Consider the following 16,112-nt stretch of genomic DNA (forward strand, 5'->3'; position numbering starts at 1 on the left):
ACCGATCGCGAAGGGGAGGACGCATGAACACGAAGCGAGTGGTCGGGGTCGTGGCCGCTGGGGCTGTCGCCATGGGCGGGGCGCTGGTGGCGGCGGGGGCCGCGCAGGCGAACCCCACCGACACCAACACCTGCCAGGCGGGTGAGGTGACCGCGGCGTCGAGCCGGGTCGACTCGCCGGACCCGGCGCTCGAGCGGTTCGCCATCACGTTCACGGCGGCCGAGGGCCAGGACTGCGTCCTGACCGGGTTCCCGCAGGACCTGATCTTCTACCAGCCGGGTGGCTTCCCGGTGGGCGGCGACAGCGTCCCGGCGCGGGTCGGCTCGGAGAACGACCAGGTCCTCGTGGACGCCGCCAACCCGGCGAACGTCCACATCGATGTCGCCGACCCGGACGAGCCGGGCGCGCAGGCGGCCACAGCGACGTTCGGGATGCTGAACTCGGACGGGGTGGTGCCGTTCCGCATCTCGTTCCCGTACGACATCAACAAGGTCGTCAGCGTCACGTCGGTGACGGGCGGCTGACCTCCTGGGCGGACTCGGCCCGAAGGGCGGGCAGGTACAGCGGAGCCGCGGCGGCCAGGACCACCGCGCCGACCACCAGCGCGGCGCTGGCCGACCACCCGCCCGCGATCGCGGTGAGCGCGATCAGGCCCAGCGAACCGGCTGGTTGGGCGACCATCGAGTTCATGGACAGGATGGTCGTCCTCTGTCCACTGTCGACCTCCCGGTGCAGCAGCGCCATGTGCACCGGGTTGGCCGCGCCGTGCACGACGTACGCGGCGAGGTAGCCCGCGATGGCCCCGGCTGGTCCGGCGAGCAGACCCATCCCGACAACGCTGAGTCCTTGCAGGAGCCGCAACGAGACCGCTGTCCGTGCGACACCGAACCGGCTGGTCGCCAACGGGATCAGCGCCGCACCCAGCGCGGAGGCCAACCACGCCGCCGAACTGGCCGGTCCGGTGATCGCCGCCGCCGTCTCCCGGTCGCCGACCTGCTCGGTGAGCCGGACCGGCAGCAGCGACTCGAACGCCACCAAGCCGAAGCCCCAGCTCAGCTCGACCGCCAGCAGCGCGAGCAGCACCCGGGACCGGCGGACCAGCCGCACCCCGCCCGCGATCACCGCCGGGACCTGCCGCAACGACGCCCGCAGGGCGCGCTTGCCGTCCGGGTGCGGCGGCTCGTGGACCAGCAGCGCGATCGCCACCAGCCCGGCGAGCTGCACGACCAGGGCCAGCGCGATGGGCACGACCAGGGCAGGCACCCCCGGCACATCGACCCAGGCGACGATCCCACCGCTGAGCAGTGCCCCGGCGGCGATCGCCACGCCGAGCGCCGCCCCACCCTCGCTCAGCCCCTTCTCCAACCGCGCGCCGGGGTCTCCGGTCAGCACCGCGTCCACGTACCACGAGTCCAGCGGTCCACTGTCGAGCGCGCGGTAGACGCCCTGCAGTACATAGACGACCGCGAACATCCAGAACGAGTCGGCGACCACCAGCACCGCCGTCGCCACCACGGCGACCCCCGCGGCGGCGATCAACACCGGCCGCCGTCCCCACGAGTCCGACAGCCCGCCCGTGGGCAGTTCCAGCAGCAGGACGAGCAACCCCTGCAACGATGCGGCGAGCCCGACCTCGGCCAACGTCAGACCCCGGTCGAGCGGCAGCAGGACGGTGAGCGGGAGCGACAAGCCGACGGGGAACCAGCGCAGGGCCAGCAGGACCAGGTAGCGCCTGCGTGCTTGGGCGACGGTCACGGCCGTTGGTCGGGATTCGTCGGCATGGCGTTGAGCAGCACGGTCACCTGCCGCGCGCCCGGCGCGGGGGAGTCGATCGCCCGCTGCCGGTGCCGGGCGACGACCTCCTCCAGTTCGTCCATCAGGTCGTTGAGCTGGTTGGCGTCCATGGTCACCAGCGAATCCGAGAAGTGCGCCGCGTCGCCCCACTCCGCGGGCCACCGCGGGCGCTCCTGCTCCCAGCGCGCCATCTTCTCGTTGAACATGCCCCAGTAGTGCTGCCGCAACCACCCCGCCGCGGCTGCCGCGTCGGGGTCGTCGGCGAACTCGGAGTCGTTCCACCCGTGCGAGGTCTGCGCGGCCGCCCAGAAGCGCTGCTTGCCAGTACCCTCCCCGGTCTCGGCGACCAGGTCGACCTCCGCCAGTTTGCGCAGGTGGTAGCTGGTGGCCCCGGTGTTGGTGTCGAGCCGCTTGGCCAGGTCGGTGGCGGTGGCGGCGCCGTGCACGCGCAGTTCGGTGAGCAGTCGGGAGCGCAGCGGGTGGGCGAGGACCCGCAGCGCCGCGCCGTCGAGGTGGAGATGGTCAGGCATGCGTGCACAATAACTGTGCACAGAAGTTGTGCACAAGAGTCCCGTTGTGGGCGCCGGGCTCGGACGGGGTCCGCCACGGGGGTGGTGGTCGTCGTCGTTGTTCGTGCCCTGTCCGCAGTGGACGAACTCGGCCCGCGGCTGCCCCGGCTGCCGGGGCGCGGACCTACCCGCTTGTCTCAGCCGGACGGCCCGACCCGCGCAGCGCCGCCCCGACCAGCACCGCGCCGATCACCGCGTCGACGCACGTCGCCAGGGTCGAGTCCGCGCCGAAGCCGTAGTCCAGCAGCAGGGGGGCGAGCACCAGCGCGACCCCGACCAGCCCGGAGCACAGTTCAGTCGTCGCGGGGCTGATCAGCCCGAGCACCCGCAGCCCGACCAGGGCCAACAGCGCGCTGCCGCACACCGCGTCCCCGACCGCGGCGTCCACCGGACCGGGCCCGCCGTAGTCGCCGACCCAGGCGTAGGCCAGCAGCCAGCACCCGGCGAGGGTCCTGGCCGCGCCCGCCGCGGAGCGTCCGCGCGTGGTGGTCGGCACGCCCCCAGCGTGCACCCCGCCTGTTGACACCGCGCGTTCCGGCACTTTGCGATCGGGTGACGGTGTACGGCCGTCACCCGGGCCCGGCGGCCCGGTTTGACAGCATGACCGGGTGGGCTCACGATTGCTGATCGTCGAGGATGATGACCGGGTCCGCACGGCGCTGCGCCTGGCGCTGGAGGACGAGGGCTACACGGTGGACGAGGCGCCGAGCGGGGAGGCCGCGCTGGACCTCCTGGCCGCCCGCGGCGACCCCGACCTGATGGTCGTGGACCTGATGCTGGGCGAGATGGACGGGTTCACCTGCATCCGCCGGGTGCGCGCGGGCAGCAACGTCCCCATCATCGTGGTCAGTGCCAGGGTGGACACCCACGACGTGGTGGCCGCGCTCGAGGCCGGGGCCGACGACTACGTGACCAAGCCGTTCCAGATCAAGGAGATCACCGCCCGGCTGCGCGCCCTGCGCAGGCGCGCGAGCGCGAGCCCGCCGGACGCCCCCGAGGAGAAGGTGCTGCGCTCCGGCGACCCCCGGCTGGTGCTGTCCGCGGCGGCGGGGTCCGTCCACCGGGGCGACGAGCAGGTGCACCTCACGCTGACCGAGTTCCGGCTGCTGTGCGAGCTCGCCGAGCACCCCGGCCGGGTGCTGAGCAGGCCGGCGCTGCTGGAGCGGGTCTGGGACCGCGGGTTCTTCGGCGACGAGCGCATCGTGGACGTGCACATCCGCAGGCTGCGCACCAAGATCGAGCGCGACCCCTCCGCACCGGAGATCGTGGTGACCGTGCGGGGGCTGGGCTACCGCCTAGATGTCGACTAGGTCGTGTTCCGGGGAGGTCCCGCCGTGCTTCTCGACGACCGCTCAACGAGACCGTCATGATCCCGTCATGTCCACAGCGGTACCCGGCCGCCCGGTCGGCCGGTTGGGTGGGGACATGACCCGATACCACCACCACGGCCCGGAGGCGGCGGCGCTGGAGGTGCTCGGCGACCCGTGGACGCTGCTCGTCGTCCGCGAGCTGCTGCACGCCGACGGCCCCCCGGAGGAGCTGGCGGGGTGGCTGCCCGGCGCGTCGGCGGGCCTGGTCCGCAAGCGGCTGCGCGCGCTCGCCGAGCACGGCGTGGTCACCGCCGCGGGCGGGAGCTGGGCGCTGACCCGGTCGGGGCGGGCGCTGCGGCCGGTCATCGACGCGCTGGGCCGCTGGGGCGCCGACCACCTGCCCGGTCCCCGCTCCGACGACCTGGACCCCGCGCTGCTGCTGCGCGACATCTGCCGCGGCGTCGACCGCGACGCGCTGCCCGAGCACCCGGTCGCGGTGGCCGTCGGCCTCACCGAGACGACCGGTCCGCGCCGCTGGTGGCTGGTGTTCGGCCCGGAGGCCGCCACCGCGACCACCACCGAGCCCCGGCTGCCCGTCGAGACCAGGCTGGACTGCTCCACCGCCGCGCTCGCCGCCGTCTGGCAGGGCAGGCGGGACTGGCTGGCGGCCATCCGCGACGGCGCGATCCGGCTCAGCGGCAGCCCGCACGCCGTGCGCGACGTGATCGCCTGGATCGGCGCCGCCCCGTACGCGCCGTCGAGCCCGGTCCGCGCGCGCTGATCGTCACATAACCGCAAAGTGCTCGACCGGGACCGGTCAACGTGGCCGCAGCACGCTGGGACCATGCTGGACACCGTCCCCGCCGTCGTGTTCGCCGCCGCCGCGCACATCCTGGTGCCCCGCGCCGACGACCCCGACGCGCACGTCGGGACGTGGCCGGTCTACGCGTTCGTGCTGCCGGACGCCGCGCTGGCCGCCGCCCCGGGCGGTCCGGCGCTGCTGACCAGGCTGGGCACGGGGGAGAACGTGCGCCTGCTCGACCGCCCGGCCCGCTGGTCGGTGCTGTCCCCGGACGGGCCGCTGCTGCGCCTGGAACTGGCCGCGGCCGCGCCGGAGCCGTTCGCGCTCGGCGTCGCCGTCGCCGCGCACCCGCTGCTCAGGCAGCTCCCGTCCCTGGCGGCGGGCGCCACGGTGGGGGTCACCACCGACAGCCGCGCGTCGGCGCTGCGCCCCGGCATCGGGGTGCGGGACGCGTTGGGCCTGCTGGCGCTCGCCCGCGCCGAACCGCTGCCCGACCTGGCTGAGCTGGTCTGATGGACGGCCGCCGGGCCCTGCCTGTTCGTGGCCGCGGCGTCGTCGCCGACGGGTGCCCGTCAACGCCGTAGCGGTCACCGCCCACCTCGCCGCCGTGGGCCAGGCCGTGGTGTTCGGCCCGCACCCCCGCGAGCCGCACGGCGCGGGTCTGACCATCGTCGAGCGGCGTCGTGCGGCGCCACGGCGGCGAGGCCACCCTGGTCTCGGAGCCGGGCGCGGGCCCGCTACCGCAGGTGCGAGGCGCCGTTGAGGTCGAGGACGGCCCCTGACGCCCACACCGACCCCGGGTCGGCCAGGTGCACCACCGCCGCGGCGACCTCCTGCGGCGTCCCGACCCGGCCGAACGGGCTCTGCCCGCGCAGCACGTCGCCCCCGGCGCCCGCGAGCTTGCCCTCCTGGCGCTCGGTGGCCACGAACCCCGGGGCCACCGAGGCCACCGCGATCCCGTGCGGGGCCAACGCCACGGCCATCGACTGGCCGAAGGCGTGCAGCGCGGCCTTGCTCGCCCCGTAGGCGGGGAACTCCGGCTCGCCCCGGTAGGCCCCGCGCGACCCGACGTTGACCACCGCGCCCGGCGCGCCGCGCCCGATCAGGTGCCGGGCCACCGCCCAGGTGGTGTTCGCGGGCCCGAGCAGGTTCACGTCCACCATCCGCCGCCACGCCGCGGTCCAGTCCGCGTAGGACACCTCGGCCACCCCGTGCCGGTTGTCCGGGGACGGCGCGACCGCGGCGTTGTTGACCAGCACGTCGACCGCGCCGAGCCCGGCCACCGCCGCCGCGACGACCCGCTGCGCCGCCGCCGGGTCCCCGAGGTCGCCGCCGACGAGGACGTGGCCCGTCCCGTCGAGCGCGGCCAGCGCCGCCGCCGCGTCCGCCCGGTTGGCCCCGTAGTGCACCGCGACCCGGTCGCCCAGGGCCGCGAACGCCTCCGCCACCGCCCGACCGATCCCCCGGGAGGCCCCGGTCACCAGCACGCCCCGCCGCGTTCCCATTCCCGCACGGTAGCGGTTCGGCCGACGCGATCCCCGGTGCCCATCCGCGCTTTGAGCCGAACGAGGCGGGGGGCACGGTGTTCGGGTCGCGCTTGCCCGGCCCCGTCACGGTCCGGGGAGTCAGTGCGATGACCACCGTACTGAGGCGATCGCGTACCTGGAGAGGCTGATCCCGGTGGAACCCGACTTCTGGTTTGACTCTTGGCGTGCAGGTGGTGCCAAGACCAGCTTCCACCTGCCCACCGTGCACCGGCACGCGCGCCACCTCGCCGACAGCGGGCTGCTGGCCGGGGCGCGGGTGCTGGTCCCGTTGTGCGGCAAGACGAAGGACCTGGTGTTCTTCGCCGAGCACGCCGAGGAGGTGGTCGGCGTCGAGTTGGTCTCCGAGGCCGTGGCGCAGTTCTTCGCCGAGAACGGGCTCACCGCGGTCGAGGAGGCCCCGGGGGTGTTCCGGGCGGGGAACATCGTGCTGCGGAACCAGGACCTGTTCACGTTGACCGCGCAGGAGGTCGGCCCGGTCGACGTGGTGTTCGACCGGGCCTCGCTCATCGCGTTCCCCGAGGACATGCGGAGGACCTACACCGACGCCCTGCTCCGGCTGACCCGGCCGGGGACGGCGTACTTCCTCAACACGCTCGAGTACTCGCCGCTGTTGCCCACCCCGCCGTTCTCCCTCGGGCCCGCCGAGGTGGTCAGCCGGTTCGGGGAGGACTTCGAGGTGGAGCACGTGTTCGTCGACGCGCTGCCCGAGCACCGGATGGTGGCGAAGTTCGGGCTGGCCTCGCTGCACGAGCACGGGTTCCTGCTCCGGCGGCGCGAGACCGCTCAGCGCTGCTGGACCGGGCGCACGACGATCTCGTTGACGTCGACCGAGTCGGGCTGGGTCAACGCGTAGGCCACCGCGTCGGCGATGGCGGTCGGGGCGATGGCGTGCTCGCGGTAGGCCGCCATCGCCGCGCGCGCGCCCGGGTCGGTGATCGAGTCCGCCAGTTCGCTCTCCACCACGCCCGGGGACACGGTGGTGACCCGCAGGGTCGGCGGCGACTCCAGCCGCAGGCCCTCGGTGATCGCCCACGCCGCGAACTTCGTCCCGGAGTACACCGCCGAGGTCGGGACCACCTCGTGCGCGCCGACCGAGGCCACCGTGACGAGGTGGCCGCGGTCCTGGCGGGTGAAGTGCGGCAGGGCCGCGGCGACCGTGTGCAGCAGCCCGCGCACGTTGACGTCGATCATCCGGTCCCACTCGTGGACGAGCCCGGCGTCCAGCCGCGACAGCGGCATCACCCCGGCGTTGGCCACCACCACGTCGATCGAGCCGTGCCGCTCGACGATCCCGTCCACGGCCGCGCGCACGGCGTCCCGGTCGGTGACGTCGAGCTCGCACGGCTCGACGCCGTCGAGCTCGCGCAGCAGGCCGACACGCCGGGCGGCGCCGATCACGCGGTAGCCGTCGGCGGCCAGCTTGCGGGCCACCGCCCGGCCGATGCCGCTGCTCGCGCCGGTGACCAGTGCTGTCTTGCCCATGTTCTCTCCTCCGTCGGGTGTCCCCATCCGTTGTAGGAGGTCGAGGTGGGGGCGCGGCAGGACGCCGTCTTCGTGGGAGTGGCGCACCCACCCACACGGCCGGTGACCGCCCTAGACTCGACGGCATGGCCAGCACACCGCTGGGGGAGTACCTCACCGCCTGCCGCGCCCGCGTCCTGCCCGGCGACGTCGGCCTCCCCGTGTCCGGGACGCGACGGGTTCCCGGGTTGCGCCGGGAGGAGGTCGCGCTGCTGGCCGGGATGAGCGCCGACTACTACATCCGCCTCGAACAGGGCCGCGAGCGCTCCCCCTCCACCCAGGTCCTCGACGCCCTGGCCGACGTCCTGCGCCTCGATGACGACGCCCGCCTGCACCTGCTCGACCTCGCGGGCGCCCGCCCCCGCCCGCGCCCGGCCGCGTCGGAACGCGTCGCCCCGGAGCTGCGCGAGCTGATGGCCGCCTGGGCGCACCAGCCCGCGCTCGTCCTCGGCCGCGCCTACGACGTCCTGGCCGCCAACCACCTCGGCACGGCCCTGTTCACCTTCACCGGCCCGAGGAACCTGCTGCTCGACGTCTTCCTGGACCCCGCGACCCGGGCGCTGTACGCCGACTGGACCACCATCGCCGCCAACACCGTCGCGGGCTTCCGGATGCTGCACGGCGCCATGCCCGACGACCCCCGCCTGCGCGAGGTCCTGGCCCTGGCCCAGCGGCGCAGCCCCGAGTTCACCCGCCTCTGGTCCCAGCACGCCGCCCGCGGCAAGACACTCGAACGCAAGGCGTTCCACCACCCCGAGGTCGGCCCACTGGACCTGCGCGTCCACACCTTCGACGTCCGCGCCGCCCCCGGCCAGCAACTCGTCGTCTACCACGCGGAGCCGGGATCGCCCTCGGCCCAGGGCCTGGCCCTGCTCGGCACCCTCGCCGCCACGAGGGCACAGGGCTGAGCCCGCCCCGCACACGACACCCCAGCGGACCCGGCGTGGGTCACCACGGGAATTTCTGGGGAACACAGGGGTTGAACGAGTTGTAATTGCACCTTCAACTATATTGGTCGGACACCCCGGCCCGGAACGACCTGGAGCGTCCCATGCAGTTCGGCATCTTCTCGGTCAGCGACATCACGACCGACCCGACGAACGGCCGCGCGCCCTCCGAGGCGGAGCGGGTCAAGGCCATCGTCGCCATCGCCAAGAAGGCCGAGGAGGTGGGGCTGGACGTCTTCGCGCTCGGGGAGCACCACAACCCGCCGTTCGTCTCGTCCTCGCCGACCACCACTCTCGGCTACATCGCTGGCCAGACCACGCGGCTGCGCCTGTCGACGGCCACGACGCTGATCACCACCAACGACCCGGTGAAGATCGCCGAGGACTACGCGATGCTGCAGCACCTGTCCGGGGGGCGGGTCGACCTGATGATGGGCCGGGGAAACACCGGACCGGTCTACCCGTGGTTCGGGCAGGACATCCGCACCGGCATCGAGCTGGCGATCGAGAACTACGCGCTGCTGCGCAGGCTGTGGCGCGAGGACGTGGTCGACTGGTCGGGCAAGTTCCGCACGCCGCTACAGGGCTTCACCTCGACCCCGCGCCCGCTCGACGGCGTCGCGCCCTTCGTCTGGCACGGTTCGATCCGCAGCCCGGAGATCGCCGAGCAGGCGGCCTTCTACGGCGACGGGTTCTTCCACAACCACATCTTCTGGCCCAAGGAGCACACCCAGCGGATGGTCGAGTTCTACCGCGGCCGGTTCGAGCACCACGGCCACGGCTCCGCCGACCAGGCCATCGTCGGCCTCGGCGGACAGGTGTTCATGCGCGCGAACAGCCAGGACGCGGTGCGCGAGTTCCGGCCGTACTTCGACAACGCGCCCGTCTACGGGCACGGACCGTCGCTGGAGGACTTCAGCCGGGAGACGCCGCTGACCGTGGGCAGCCCGCAGCAGGTCATCGAGCGCACCCTGGGCTTCCGCGACTACGTCGGCGACTACCAGCGCCAACTGTTCCTCATCGACCACGCAGGCCTGCCGCTCAAGACCGTGCTCGAGCAGCTCGACCTGCTCGGCGAGATCGTGCCGGTGCTGCGCCGCGAGTTCGCCGCGCTCAAGCCCGCGCACGTGCCGGACGCGCCCACCCACGCGTCGCTGCTCGCCGCCGCCAACGCCCAGCCCGTGGACCAGGAAGTCGCCGCGTCGTAAGGCGGCGCACCACCGCCGGAGCCCAGGTCGTGGACTTGCGCGAGCGCGCCCACGACCTGGGCCCCGGCTTTCGAAACATGGCCTAGACCCGGGGGCCCACGTTCTGGGCGAACTGGTCCGTGAAGTTGCCGGGCGGGGTGTAGCGGGCGACCACGAACACCGAGGCCTCGGGGAGGACCGTGCCCGCGGGGCAGTCGGCCGCCGCCACCGCCACCTGTGTGGTCGACTTCCACACCACCTGGGTGAAGTGCCCGGTCGCCGTGGAGAACCCGGGGTTGGCGTAGTCGTAGTCCTTGACCTCGCTCATCCACATGTTCACGGCGTCCCTCGCGCTCAGCGCCGGGGTCTGGGCGGCCAGGTTCTCCCCGTAGCGGCCGCCGTTGTCGGAGTGCTCGAACTTGCACGACCGCGCCCAGGCGAGCGTGTCGTCGTACAGGCTGTCGTTCCACGTCAACGCCTCCGCCCCGTACTGCGCGCGGGCCTCGTTGTGCGCGGCGAGCGCCTCTTGCTTGAACTCGGGGGCAGGCGCCTCCGCCGACGGGCTGACCGGTGCGGCCACCGCGGCGAGGGTCATCACCGCGGACAGGATCGAACTGGACATCGTGACTCCTCATCTCCGGTATGCCGGTGGGCATTGCCCACTACACAAAGGACAAACCGAAACCACACCTCCGAGCGGTGACGCGTCATGCGGGCGCCGTTCATGACCTAGCCAGCACGAGGACGGGTGAGGAGGCGCCCGCCCCCGGGTGCCGGCTGATCGCTTCGGCGTCACCTGGATCTTCCGCTACGAGCTTGGGCGCCCCGACGACCACCGCTCATCCGACACCCCGGCACGACGCGCATTCGCCTGCCCCAGGGGGATCAGTCCCAGGTGAGCGGCAGACAGGCCGGTCCACGCGTGGCGACGCCGGACTTCCAGGTGATGCCCTGCGGGTCGGCGAAGCGGAAGCCGGGCAGCCTGCGGATGAGGGTGTCCAGGGCGACCTGCAGCTCGACCCTGGCCAGCGGGGCGCCCAGGCAGTGGTGCGGGCCGTGGCCGAAGCCCACGTGCGTGGCGCCCTTGCGGGTGAGGTCGAGGGAGTCCGGGTCCTCGAACACCGCCGCGTCGCGGTTGGCGGAGGTGGTGACCGGCAGGACCGGCTCGCCCGCGCGGACCAGGACGCCGCCCAGTTCGACGTCCTCGGTGGCGTAGCGGGCGATGCCGGTGCCGTTGCCCAGCGGCACGAAGCGCATCAGCTCCTCGACGGCCTTGGGCACCAAGGTCAGGTCCGAGCGCAGGAGCGCGAGCTGGTCGGGGTGGGTCAGGAGGGTGTGGACGAAGTTCGGGATCTGGGACGCGGTGGTCTCGTGCCCGGCGATGAGCAGGCCCTCGGCGAGCGAGAGCATCTCGTCCTCGGTCAGCTTGTCGCCCTCGTCGCGGGCGGCGACCAGGTCGCTGAGCAGGTCGTCGGTGGCCTGCTCGCGGCGCTGGGCGATCAGGCCCGCCATGTAGCCGCGCAGCTTGCCGACGCAGTCGGTGATCTCCTCGATGGAGTACTTCGTGGTCGACAGGAACGCCTCCGACCAGTAGCGGAAGTCGCCGCGGTCCTCGAAGGGCACGCCGAGCATCTCGCAGATGACGGTGATCGGCAGCGGCAGCGCGAAGTCGGCGACCAGGTCCGCGGGCGCGCCCTTGTCCAGCATCGCGTCGACCAGGCGGTCGGCGATCTCCTGGGTGCGGGGGCGCAGCGCCTCCACCCGCCGCACGGTGAACGCCTTGGTCGCCAGCCGCCGCAGCCTGCTGTGGTCGGGCGGGTCCATGCTCATGATGTTGCCCGGCGGGGGCAGCACCGGGCGCATCCTCGGCTCGTCGCGCCCGATGGCCGCCGCCCGGCTGAACCGGGGGTCGCCGAGCACCACCTTGACGTCGTCGTACCGGGTGGCCAGCCACGCGGGCTCGCCGTAGGGGAGCACCACCCGGCTCAGCGGCTCCTCGACGCGCAGGCGTGCGAACAGCGGCTCCGTGTCGAGCTGCTGGGTCTCGCTGAACGGGAAGGACCTGGGCTCCGCGGCGGTCATCGCCGAACTCCTCTCATCGTTCTCGGGCACTGACAGCCGTCAGACGGCCACACTGCGTACCCTACTCGTAAGTCAGATGCTTGTCTGACGAGTCCGTCGCCGCCGATGGGGTGAGATGGGGGGCATGGACACGCAGGCCGGACCAGCGACCCGCCGCGAGCGGGCCGAGGCGACCAGGGAGCTGCTGCTGCGCACCGCGGAGCGCCTCTACGCCGAACGCGGCCTCTCCCAGGTCTCCAACCGGCAGATCGTGGAGGCCGCTGGGCAGGCCAACAACTCGGCCCTGACCTACCACGTGGGCACCCGCGACGACCTCGTGCAGGCCATCGCCGCCACGCACACCGGGCCCATCGCGGCGCGCACCCGCGAGCTCGTCGAGCAGGTCAGGGGCTCGGCGGACCCGCGCGACCACGTGGCCAGCCTGGTCCTGCCCTACACCGAGCACCTGGCCGAGCTGGGCAACCCGAGCTGGTGCGCCCGGTTCATCGCCCAGGTCAGCACCGACCCCACCTTCACCGGCCTGGTCCGCGGCGGGCTGATCACCCCGGTGCACGAGGAGGGCATGGCCGCGCTGTGGGCGACCGTACCCGCCCTGCCGCCCGCGGCCGCGGCGCTGCGCGGCCAGACCGTGCGCCTGGCGATCGTGCACACCTGCGCCGAGCAGGAGCACGCCGCGGCCGACACCGGCAAGCCCGCCGACTGGGCGATGATCGGCTCGGCGCTGACCGACGCCGTGACGGGCATGCTGCTGGCGCCCGTCCGCGGGTGAGTCAGCCACCGATGTGCCGGTCAGCCGCGAGACCCGTCGCGGCTGTCCGAGAGGCGCACCACGCCAAGTACGCCGAGCAGGACCACCCGGTCCACCGAATCGACGTACAGCGGGGCGTCGCATGGGGCGGCCAGCGCCCGGGCCCGGCCGGCGCAGCGCGGCCACCTCGCCCGCCCGGCCGAGTCGTCGGAACCGCGCACCGGATCGCCGTGGTACGCATTCCGCCTCCGACGCCTTGACCCGCAGGATCGTCGAGAGCCAGCCGCGCGAGATCTCCGGCTCCGCCGTTGGCGAAGTGTCCCCGTCGGCTGGGGAGGACGTGCAGGCGCCCCGCGCCGCGCACGTCGATGTACTGGCTCAGGGTTCCTGGGCCGCTGGTGCTGCTAGCACCGGGGAACGACAGGCGCGCCTATCGAGGAGGGTAGGCGGAAATCTTGAGCGCGCGGGCCAAGTGCGCGGCGTTGGCCGCGAGGGTCGCCGTCGTGCTGGCCACCGGCGCGGGGGTCTCGTCGAGGTCCTTGTAGTCCACGCTCTGCATCGCCTCGCCGTTCCAGTAGGTCGCGCCCTGCGCCGGGATGGTGAACCCGATGTCGTTGAGCGCCTGGAACACATCGGCGGTGATCTTGTGCGCGCCGTCCTCGTTGCCCACCACGGCCACCACCGCCACCTTGCCGAACATCGACGACCTCCCGGCGTCGTCGGTCTCGGACAGTTCGGCGTCCAGCCGCTCCAGCACCCGGGCGGCCACGCTGCTGGGGTGGCCGACCCAGGTCGGCGTCGCGATCAGCAGGATGTCGGCGGCGAGCAGCCGCTCCCGGATCGCGGGCCACTCGTCGCCCGGCCCCATGTCCTTCTCGACGCCGGGCTTGACGTCGTGGTCGACCACGCGGACGACCTCGCCCGCCACGTCGTGCCCGGCCAGGGCGCTGAGGACCTGCCCCGCCAGCAGGTCGCTGCTCGACGCCGCGGGCGAGGGGCTGAGGGTGCACACGAGGGCCAGCGCCCGCAAGGTCTTCGCCATGCGGGGCGGATACCCGGGCGCTGTGCGCGGAAACCAGCCCGAGGCTGTTCGCCCTGATCAGCGGGTGTGGGCTGGGTCGGCGGGATTGATTACCCCCATTAGGGGGTACGTCTCGGGGGCGACTTGGAGCACGGGAGGCCGATCATGGCGCGTCGGTGGGACACAGCGGTGCGGGAATGCGAGATCACCCTGCACGGGCAGCGGTACACGTACCTGCGCGCGGGCAGGCGGGGCCCCGTGGTGGTGCTGCTGCACGGGCTGGCGGGCGACTCCGAGACCTGGCGGCCGGTGCTGCCGCTGCTGGCCGAGCGGGCGACCGTCATCGCCCCCGACCTGTTGGGGCACGGCCGGTCGGCCAAGCCGCGCGGTGGTGACTACTCGGTCGGCTCGTACGCCTCCGGGCTGCGCGACCTGCTCATCGCCCTGGGCGTCAGCGGGGCGACGGTGGTCGGCCACTCGTTCGGCGGGGGAGTGGCGATGCAGTTCGCCTACCAGTTCCCGGAGCTGGCCAACCGCCTGGTGCTCGTCTCCAGCGGCGGCCTCGGCCCCGAGGTCACCCCCGCGCTGCGGGCGGCGACCATCCCCGGCAGCCTGGTCGCGCTGCGCCTGATGACCACGTTGACCCCGCGCTGGGTCGGCAACCTGCTGCACAAGGCACTGCGGGCGGTGCCGTCCATGGCGGCCAACGACCTCGACGAGTTGGCCCGCGCCCTGGCGTCGCTGTCGCACCACGACGCCCGCGCCGCGTTCATGCACACCGCGCGCGGCGCGCTGGACCTCACCGGGCAGCGCATCGACGCGACCGCGAAGCTCTACCTCACCGCGCACACGCCGCTGCTGTTCATCACCGGCGACACGGACGCGGTCATCCCGGCACAGCACACCACCGACGCGCACGAGAAGACCCCCAACAGCCACCTCGCGGTGTTCCAGGGCGCGGGGCACTTTCCGCACCTGGACGACCCCGAGCGCTTCGCCGCCACGGTGGCGGGCTTCCTCAACGCCACGAGGCCCGCCCGCCCCGACCCCAGCGGTCTGCGCGACCGCCTGCTGGCCGGGGCGGGCTGACCCGCGTGCCTACCGCCTGAGCAGCCGACCCGCCAGCGCGGCGATGGGCGAGCGCCTCCTGCGCGTCGGCAGGGCGCCGGACACCGCGTCGGAGATCAGCGCGGACACCGTCTCCTGGGCGCACGTGCGGTTGGCGCCGATCCCACCGCTCGGGCCACGCTTGATCCAGCCGACCACGTACACCCCGACCCGGTCGTCCACCCGGCCGCCGGTGTTCGGGACGGTCCCGGTGGCCTCGTCGAACGGCAGCCCCGGCACGGCCACGCCCCGGTAGCCGATCGCGGTGATGACCTGGTCGGCGACGATCTCGGTCTCGACCGTGCGCACACCGCGCACCCGCGTGTCACCCACGATCGCCGTCGGCGTCTTGTGGAAGGCGAGCACGATCCGCCTGCCCGCCGCGGGCGGCGTCGACCAGTCGACCCGTTCGACCGGCAGCGAGCCCAGCAGCCCCGCCTTGGTCCCGCGCGCCCCGCCCGGCACCGGCTCCGCGCAGTCGACGACGACCGGGACGTCGGCGCGCTGGGTCAGCGCCAGCAGCTCCGGCGCGGTGAACGCGGCGTGCTCCGGACCGCGCCTGGCCAGCAGCACGACCTCCCTGACCTTGCTCGACCGCAGCCGCCGCAGCGCGTGCGGCGCGATGGTCGTGCCCTCCAGGTCGTCCGGGTCGGCGGTCAGGATGCGCGCCACGTCGAGCGCGACGTTCCCGTTGCCCACCAGCACCACGCGCTCGGCCGACAGGTCCACCACGTCCGCGGGCACGTCCGGGTGGCCGTTGTACCAGCCGACGACCGTGGTCGCGGCGATGACGCCGGGCAGGTCCTCGCCCGGCACGCCCAGCTTGCGCGCTGACGACGCGCCGACCGCGCACACCACGGCGTCGTGGCGGGCGGACAGCTCCTCCACCGTGACGTCCCCGCCCACCTCGACCCCCAGCCGCAGCCGGACGCGCGGGTGGTCGTGGAAGCGGGCGAAGGTCTCGCCGATCCGCTTGGTGGACGGGTGGTCCGGCGCCACGCCGAACCGGATCAGCCCACCGGGCACCGGGTGCCGGTCGATCAGCGTCACCGTGGCGTTGGTGTGCAGCACCAGTTCCTCGACCGCGTACATCCCCGCCGGACCGGTGCCGATGACCGCCACGTCCAGCGGCGCCATGTCGCTGGGGATGTCGTGGGCGAACACCGGCTGGCTCCAGCGGTGGAAGTTCGGCGCCGCCGACGGGGCCGCCGCGGCGGGCTCCCGGTCGGCGAAGTAGGCGGCGTTGATCTCGCCGTAGGCCGCCAGCGCGCCGGTCAGCTCGTCGAGCGGGTGGATCGCGTCGACCGGGCAGGCGTCGGCGCAGGCGCCGCAGTCGATGCAGGTGTCCGGGTCCACGTAGAGCATCTCCGTGGTCCCGAAGTCCGGCTCGTCCGGCGTCGGGTGGATGCAGTTGACGGGGCAGACCGACACGCAGGACGCGTCGCTGCAACAGGTCTGGGTGATCGCGAAGGCCATG

18 protein-coding genes are annotated in these 16,112 nt (G+C 73.3%); 9 read left to right on the forward strand and 9 right to left on the reverse strand.

Translation table 11 applies throughout. From position 1 onward, the window contains the following. Window positions 1-23: 23 nt before the first annotated feature. Complete coding sequence (locus GCL84_RS20155; protein WP_156757078.1) at window positions 24-524, forward strand: hypothetical protein; 501 nt, start codon at window positions 24-26, stop codon at window positions 522-524. Here the strand turns inward: GCL84_RS20155 and GCL84_RS20160 are convergent. The 3 genes from GCL84_RS20160 to GCL84_RS20170 all read right to left on the reverse strand — a co-directional run bounded on the left by GCL84_RS20160 (window position 502) and on the right by GCL84_RS20170 (window position 2,859). Then, on the reverse strand, window positions 502-1,755 hold the full coding sequence (locus tag GCL84_RS20160) for an MFS transporter (protein WP_156757079.1): 1,254 nt from the start codon (window positions 1,753-1,755) through the stop codon (window positions 502-504). The genes GCL84_RS20155 and GCL84_RS20160 overlap by 23 nt on opposite strands. Further along, window positions 1,752-2,324: a winged helix-turn-helix domain-containing protein gene (locus tag GCL84_RS20165; protein ID WP_156757080.1), complete on the reverse strand. Its 573-nt coding sequence runs from the start codon at window positions 2,322-2,324 to the stop codon at window positions 1,752-1,754. The genes GCL84_RS20160 and GCL84_RS20165 overlap by 4 nt, the downstream gene beginning before the upstream one ends. Before the next feature lie 163 nt (window positions 2,325-2,487). Further along, on the reverse strand, window positions 2,488-2,859 hold the full coding sequence (locus tag GCL84_RS20170; RefSeq protein WP_156757081.1) for a hypothetical protein: 372 nt from the start codon (window positions 2,857-2,859) through the stop codon (window positions 2,488-2,490). A gap of 112 nt (window positions 2,860-2,971) precedes the next feature. Between GCL84_RS20170 and GCL84_RS20175 the strand changes: the two genes are divergently transcribed. From GCL84_RS20175 to GCL84_RS20185, 3 genes are all read left to right on the forward strand, one after another. Next, complete coding sequence (locus GCL84_RS20175) at window positions 2,972-3,673, forward strand: response regulator transcription factor (protein ID WP_156757082.1); 702 nt, start codon at window positions 2,972-2,974, stop codon at window positions 3,671-3,673. A 67-nt stretch (window positions 3,674-3,740) separates the two neighbouring features. Next, on the forward strand, window positions 3,741-4,454 hold the full coding sequence (locus tag GCL84_RS20180; protein WP_197523385.1) for a winged helix-turn-helix transcriptional regulator: 714 nt from the start codon (window positions 3,741-3,743) through the stop codon (window positions 4,452-4,454). 63 nt (window positions 4,455-4,517) lie between these two features. Then, window positions 4,518-4,988: a hypothetical protein gene (locus GCL84_RS20185; RefSeq protein WP_156757084.1), complete on the forward strand. Its 471-nt coding sequence runs from the start codon at window positions 4,518-4,520 to the stop codon at window positions 4,986-4,988. A gap of 224 nt (window positions 4,989-5,212) precedes the next feature. On the opposite strand, the gene GCL84_RS20190 is transcribed toward GCL84_RS20185, so the two are convergent. Next, entirely contained in the window at window positions 5,213-5,980 is a 768-nt protein-coding gene (locus tag GCL84_RS20190) for an SDR family NAD(P)-dependent oxidoreductase (RefSeq protein ID WP_156757085.1), read from the reverse strand. Window positions 5,981-6,155: 175 nt separating this feature from the next. Here GCL84_RS20190 and GCL84_RS20195 point away from each other — a divergent pair, with 175 nt between their 5' ends. Then, the gene (locus tag GCL84_RS20195) at window positions 6,156-6,875 is read left to right on the forward strand and encodes a class I SAM-dependent methyltransferase (RefSeq protein ID WP_156757086.1); all 720 of its coding nucleotides are present in this window, start codon (window positions 6,156-6,158) and stop codon (window positions 6,873-6,875) included. Here GCL84_RS20195 and GCL84_RS20200 read toward each other — a convergent pair. Beyond that, entirely contained in the window at window positions 6,806-7,504 is a 699-nt protein-coding gene (locus GCL84_RS20200) for an SDR family oxidoreductase (RefSeq protein ID WP_156757087.1), read from the reverse strand. The genes GCL84_RS20195 and GCL84_RS20200 overlap by 70 nt on opposite strands. Before the next feature lie 125 nt (window positions 7,505-7,629). Between GCL84_RS20200 and GCL84_RS20205 the strand changes: the two genes are divergently transcribed. Continuing rightward, a complete protein-coding gene (locus GCL84_RS20205) occupies window positions 7,630-8,451 on the forward strand; it encodes a helix-turn-helix domain-containing protein (RefSeq protein WP_156757088.1) in 822 nt (273 codons plus the stop codon). A 143-nt stretch (window positions 8,452-8,594) separates the two neighbouring features. After that, entirely contained in the window at window positions 8,595-9,698 is a 1,104-nt protein-coding gene (locus tag GCL84_RS20210; protein WP_156757089.1) for an LLM class flavin-dependent oxidoreductase, read from the forward strand. Window positions 9,699-9,780: 82 nt separating this feature from the next. Here the strand turns inward: GCL84_RS20210 and GCL84_RS20215 are convergent, their stop codons facing one another. Together GCL84_RS20215 and GCL84_RS20220 are read right to left on the reverse strand one after the other, a co-directional pair. Then, on the reverse strand, window positions 9,781-10,299 hold the full coding sequence (locus GCL84_RS20215; protein WP_156757090.1) for a CAP family protein: 519 nt from the start codon (window positions 10,297-10,299) through the stop codon (window positions 9,781-9,783). A gap of 263 nt (window positions 10,300-10,562) precedes the next feature. Then, window positions 10,563-11,759, reverse strand: coding sequence for a cytochrome P450 (locus tag GCL84_RS20220; protein ID WP_156757091.1), 1,197 nt, complete (start codon window positions 11,757-11,759; stop codon window positions 10,563-10,565). Window positions 11,760-11,883: 124 nt separating this feature from the next. On the opposite strand from GCL84_RS20220, the gene GCL84_RS20225 reads away from it, so the two are divergent. Beyond that, window positions 11,884-12,528, forward strand: coding sequence for a TetR/AcrR family transcriptional regulator (locus GCL84_RS20225; protein WP_156757092.1), 645 nt, complete (start codon window positions 11,884-11,886; stop codon window positions 12,526-12,528). 409 nt (window positions 12,529-12,937) lie between these two features. On the opposite strand, the gene GCL84_RS20230 is transcribed toward GCL84_RS20225, so the two are convergent. Further along, the gene (locus GCL84_RS20230; RefSeq protein WP_156757093.1) at window positions 12,938-13,549 is read right to left on the reverse strand and encodes a flavodoxin family protein; all 612 of its coding nucleotides are present in this window, start codon (window positions 13,547-13,549) and stop codon (window positions 12,938-12,940) included. 144 nt (window positions 13,550-13,693) lie between these two features. Here GCL84_RS20230 and GCL84_RS20235 point away from each other — a divergent pair, with 144 nt between their 5' ends. Continuing rightward, window positions 13,694-14,617, forward strand: coding sequence for an alpha/beta fold hydrolase (locus tag GCL84_RS20235; protein ID WP_156757094.1), 924 nt, complete (start codon window positions 13,694-13,696; stop codon window positions 14,615-14,617). A gap of 9 nt (window positions 14,618-14,626) precedes the next feature. Here the strand turns inward: GCL84_RS20235 and GCL84_RS20240 are convergent, their stop codons facing one another. Then, window positions 14,627-16,111, reverse strand: coding sequence for an FAD-dependent oxidoreductase (locus GCL84_RS20240; RefSeq protein ID WP_156757095.1), 1,485 nt, complete (start codon window positions 16,109-16,111; stop codon window positions 14,627-14,629). Between the last annotated feature and the right edge of the window lies 1 nt (window position 16,112).

Origin of the sequence: Actinokineospora pegani (assembly GCF_009745975.1) — a bacterium.
Taxonomy (GTDB): Bacteria; Actinomycetota; Actinomycetes; order Mycobacteriales; family Pseudonocardiaceae; genus Actinokineospora; species Actinokineospora pegani.

Excerpts from the sequence above, each read along its gene's own strand:
- GCL84_RS20235 (WP_156757094.1), top strand. The coding sequence starts at position 13,694 with ATGGCGCGTCGGTGGGACACAGCGGTGCGGGAATGCGAGATCACCCTG.
- GCL84_RS20200 (WP_156757087.1), bottom strand. The coding sequence starts at position 7,504 with ATGGGCAAGACAGCACTGGTCACCGGCGCGAGCAGCGGCATCGGCCGG.
- GCL84_RS20185 (WP_156757084.1), top strand. The coding sequence starts at position 4,518 with ATGCTGGACACCGTCCCCGCCGTCGTGTTCGCCGCCGCCGCGCACATC.
- GCL84_RS20155 (WP_156757078.1), top strand. The coding sequence starts at position 24 with ATGAACACGAAGCGAGTGGTCGGGGTCGTGGCCGCTGGGGCTGTCGCC.
- GCL84_RS20240 (WP_156757095.1), bottom strand. The coding sequence starts at position 16,111 with ATGGCCTTCGCGATCACCCAGACCTGTTGCAGCGACGCGTCCTGCGTG.
- GCL84_RS20180 (WP_197523385.1), top strand. The coding sequence starts at position 3,741 with ATGTCCACAGCGGTACCCGGCCGCCCGGTCGGCCGGTTGGGTGGGGAC.
- GCL84_RS20225 (WP_156757092.1), top strand. The coding sequence starts at position 11,884 with ATGGACACGCAGGCCGGACCAGCGACCCGCCGCGAGCGGGCCGAGGCG.
- GCL84_RS20210 (WP_156757089.1), top strand. The coding sequence starts at position 8,595 with ATGCAGTTCGGCATCTTCTCGGTCAGCGACATCACGACCGACCCGACG.
- GCL84_RS20165 (WP_156757080.1), bottom strand. The coding sequence starts at position 2,324 with ATGCCTGACCATCTCCACCTCGACGGCGCGGCGCTGCGGGTCCTCGCC.
- GCL84_RS20220 (WP_156757091.1), bottom strand. The coding sequence starts at position 11,759 with ATGACCGCCGCGGAGCCCAGGTCCTTCCCGTTCAGCGAGACCCAGCAG.
- GCL84_RS20190 (WP_156757085.1), bottom strand. The coding sequence starts at position 5,980 with ATGGGAACGCGGCGGGGCGTGCTGGTGACCGGGGCCTCCCGGGGGATC.
- GCL84_RS20230 (WP_156757093.1), bottom strand. The coding sequence starts at position 13,549 with ATGGCGAAGACCTTGCGGGCGCTGGCCCTCGTGTGCACCCTCAGCCCC.
- GCL84_RS20215 (WP_156757090.1), bottom strand. The coding sequence starts at position 10,299 with ATGTCCAGTTCGATCCTGTCCGCGGTGATGACCCTCGCCGCGGTGGCC.
- GCL84_RS20205 (WP_156757088.1), top strand. The coding sequence starts at position 7,630 with ATGGCCAGCACACCGCTGGGGGAGTACCTCACCGCCTGCCGCGCCCGC.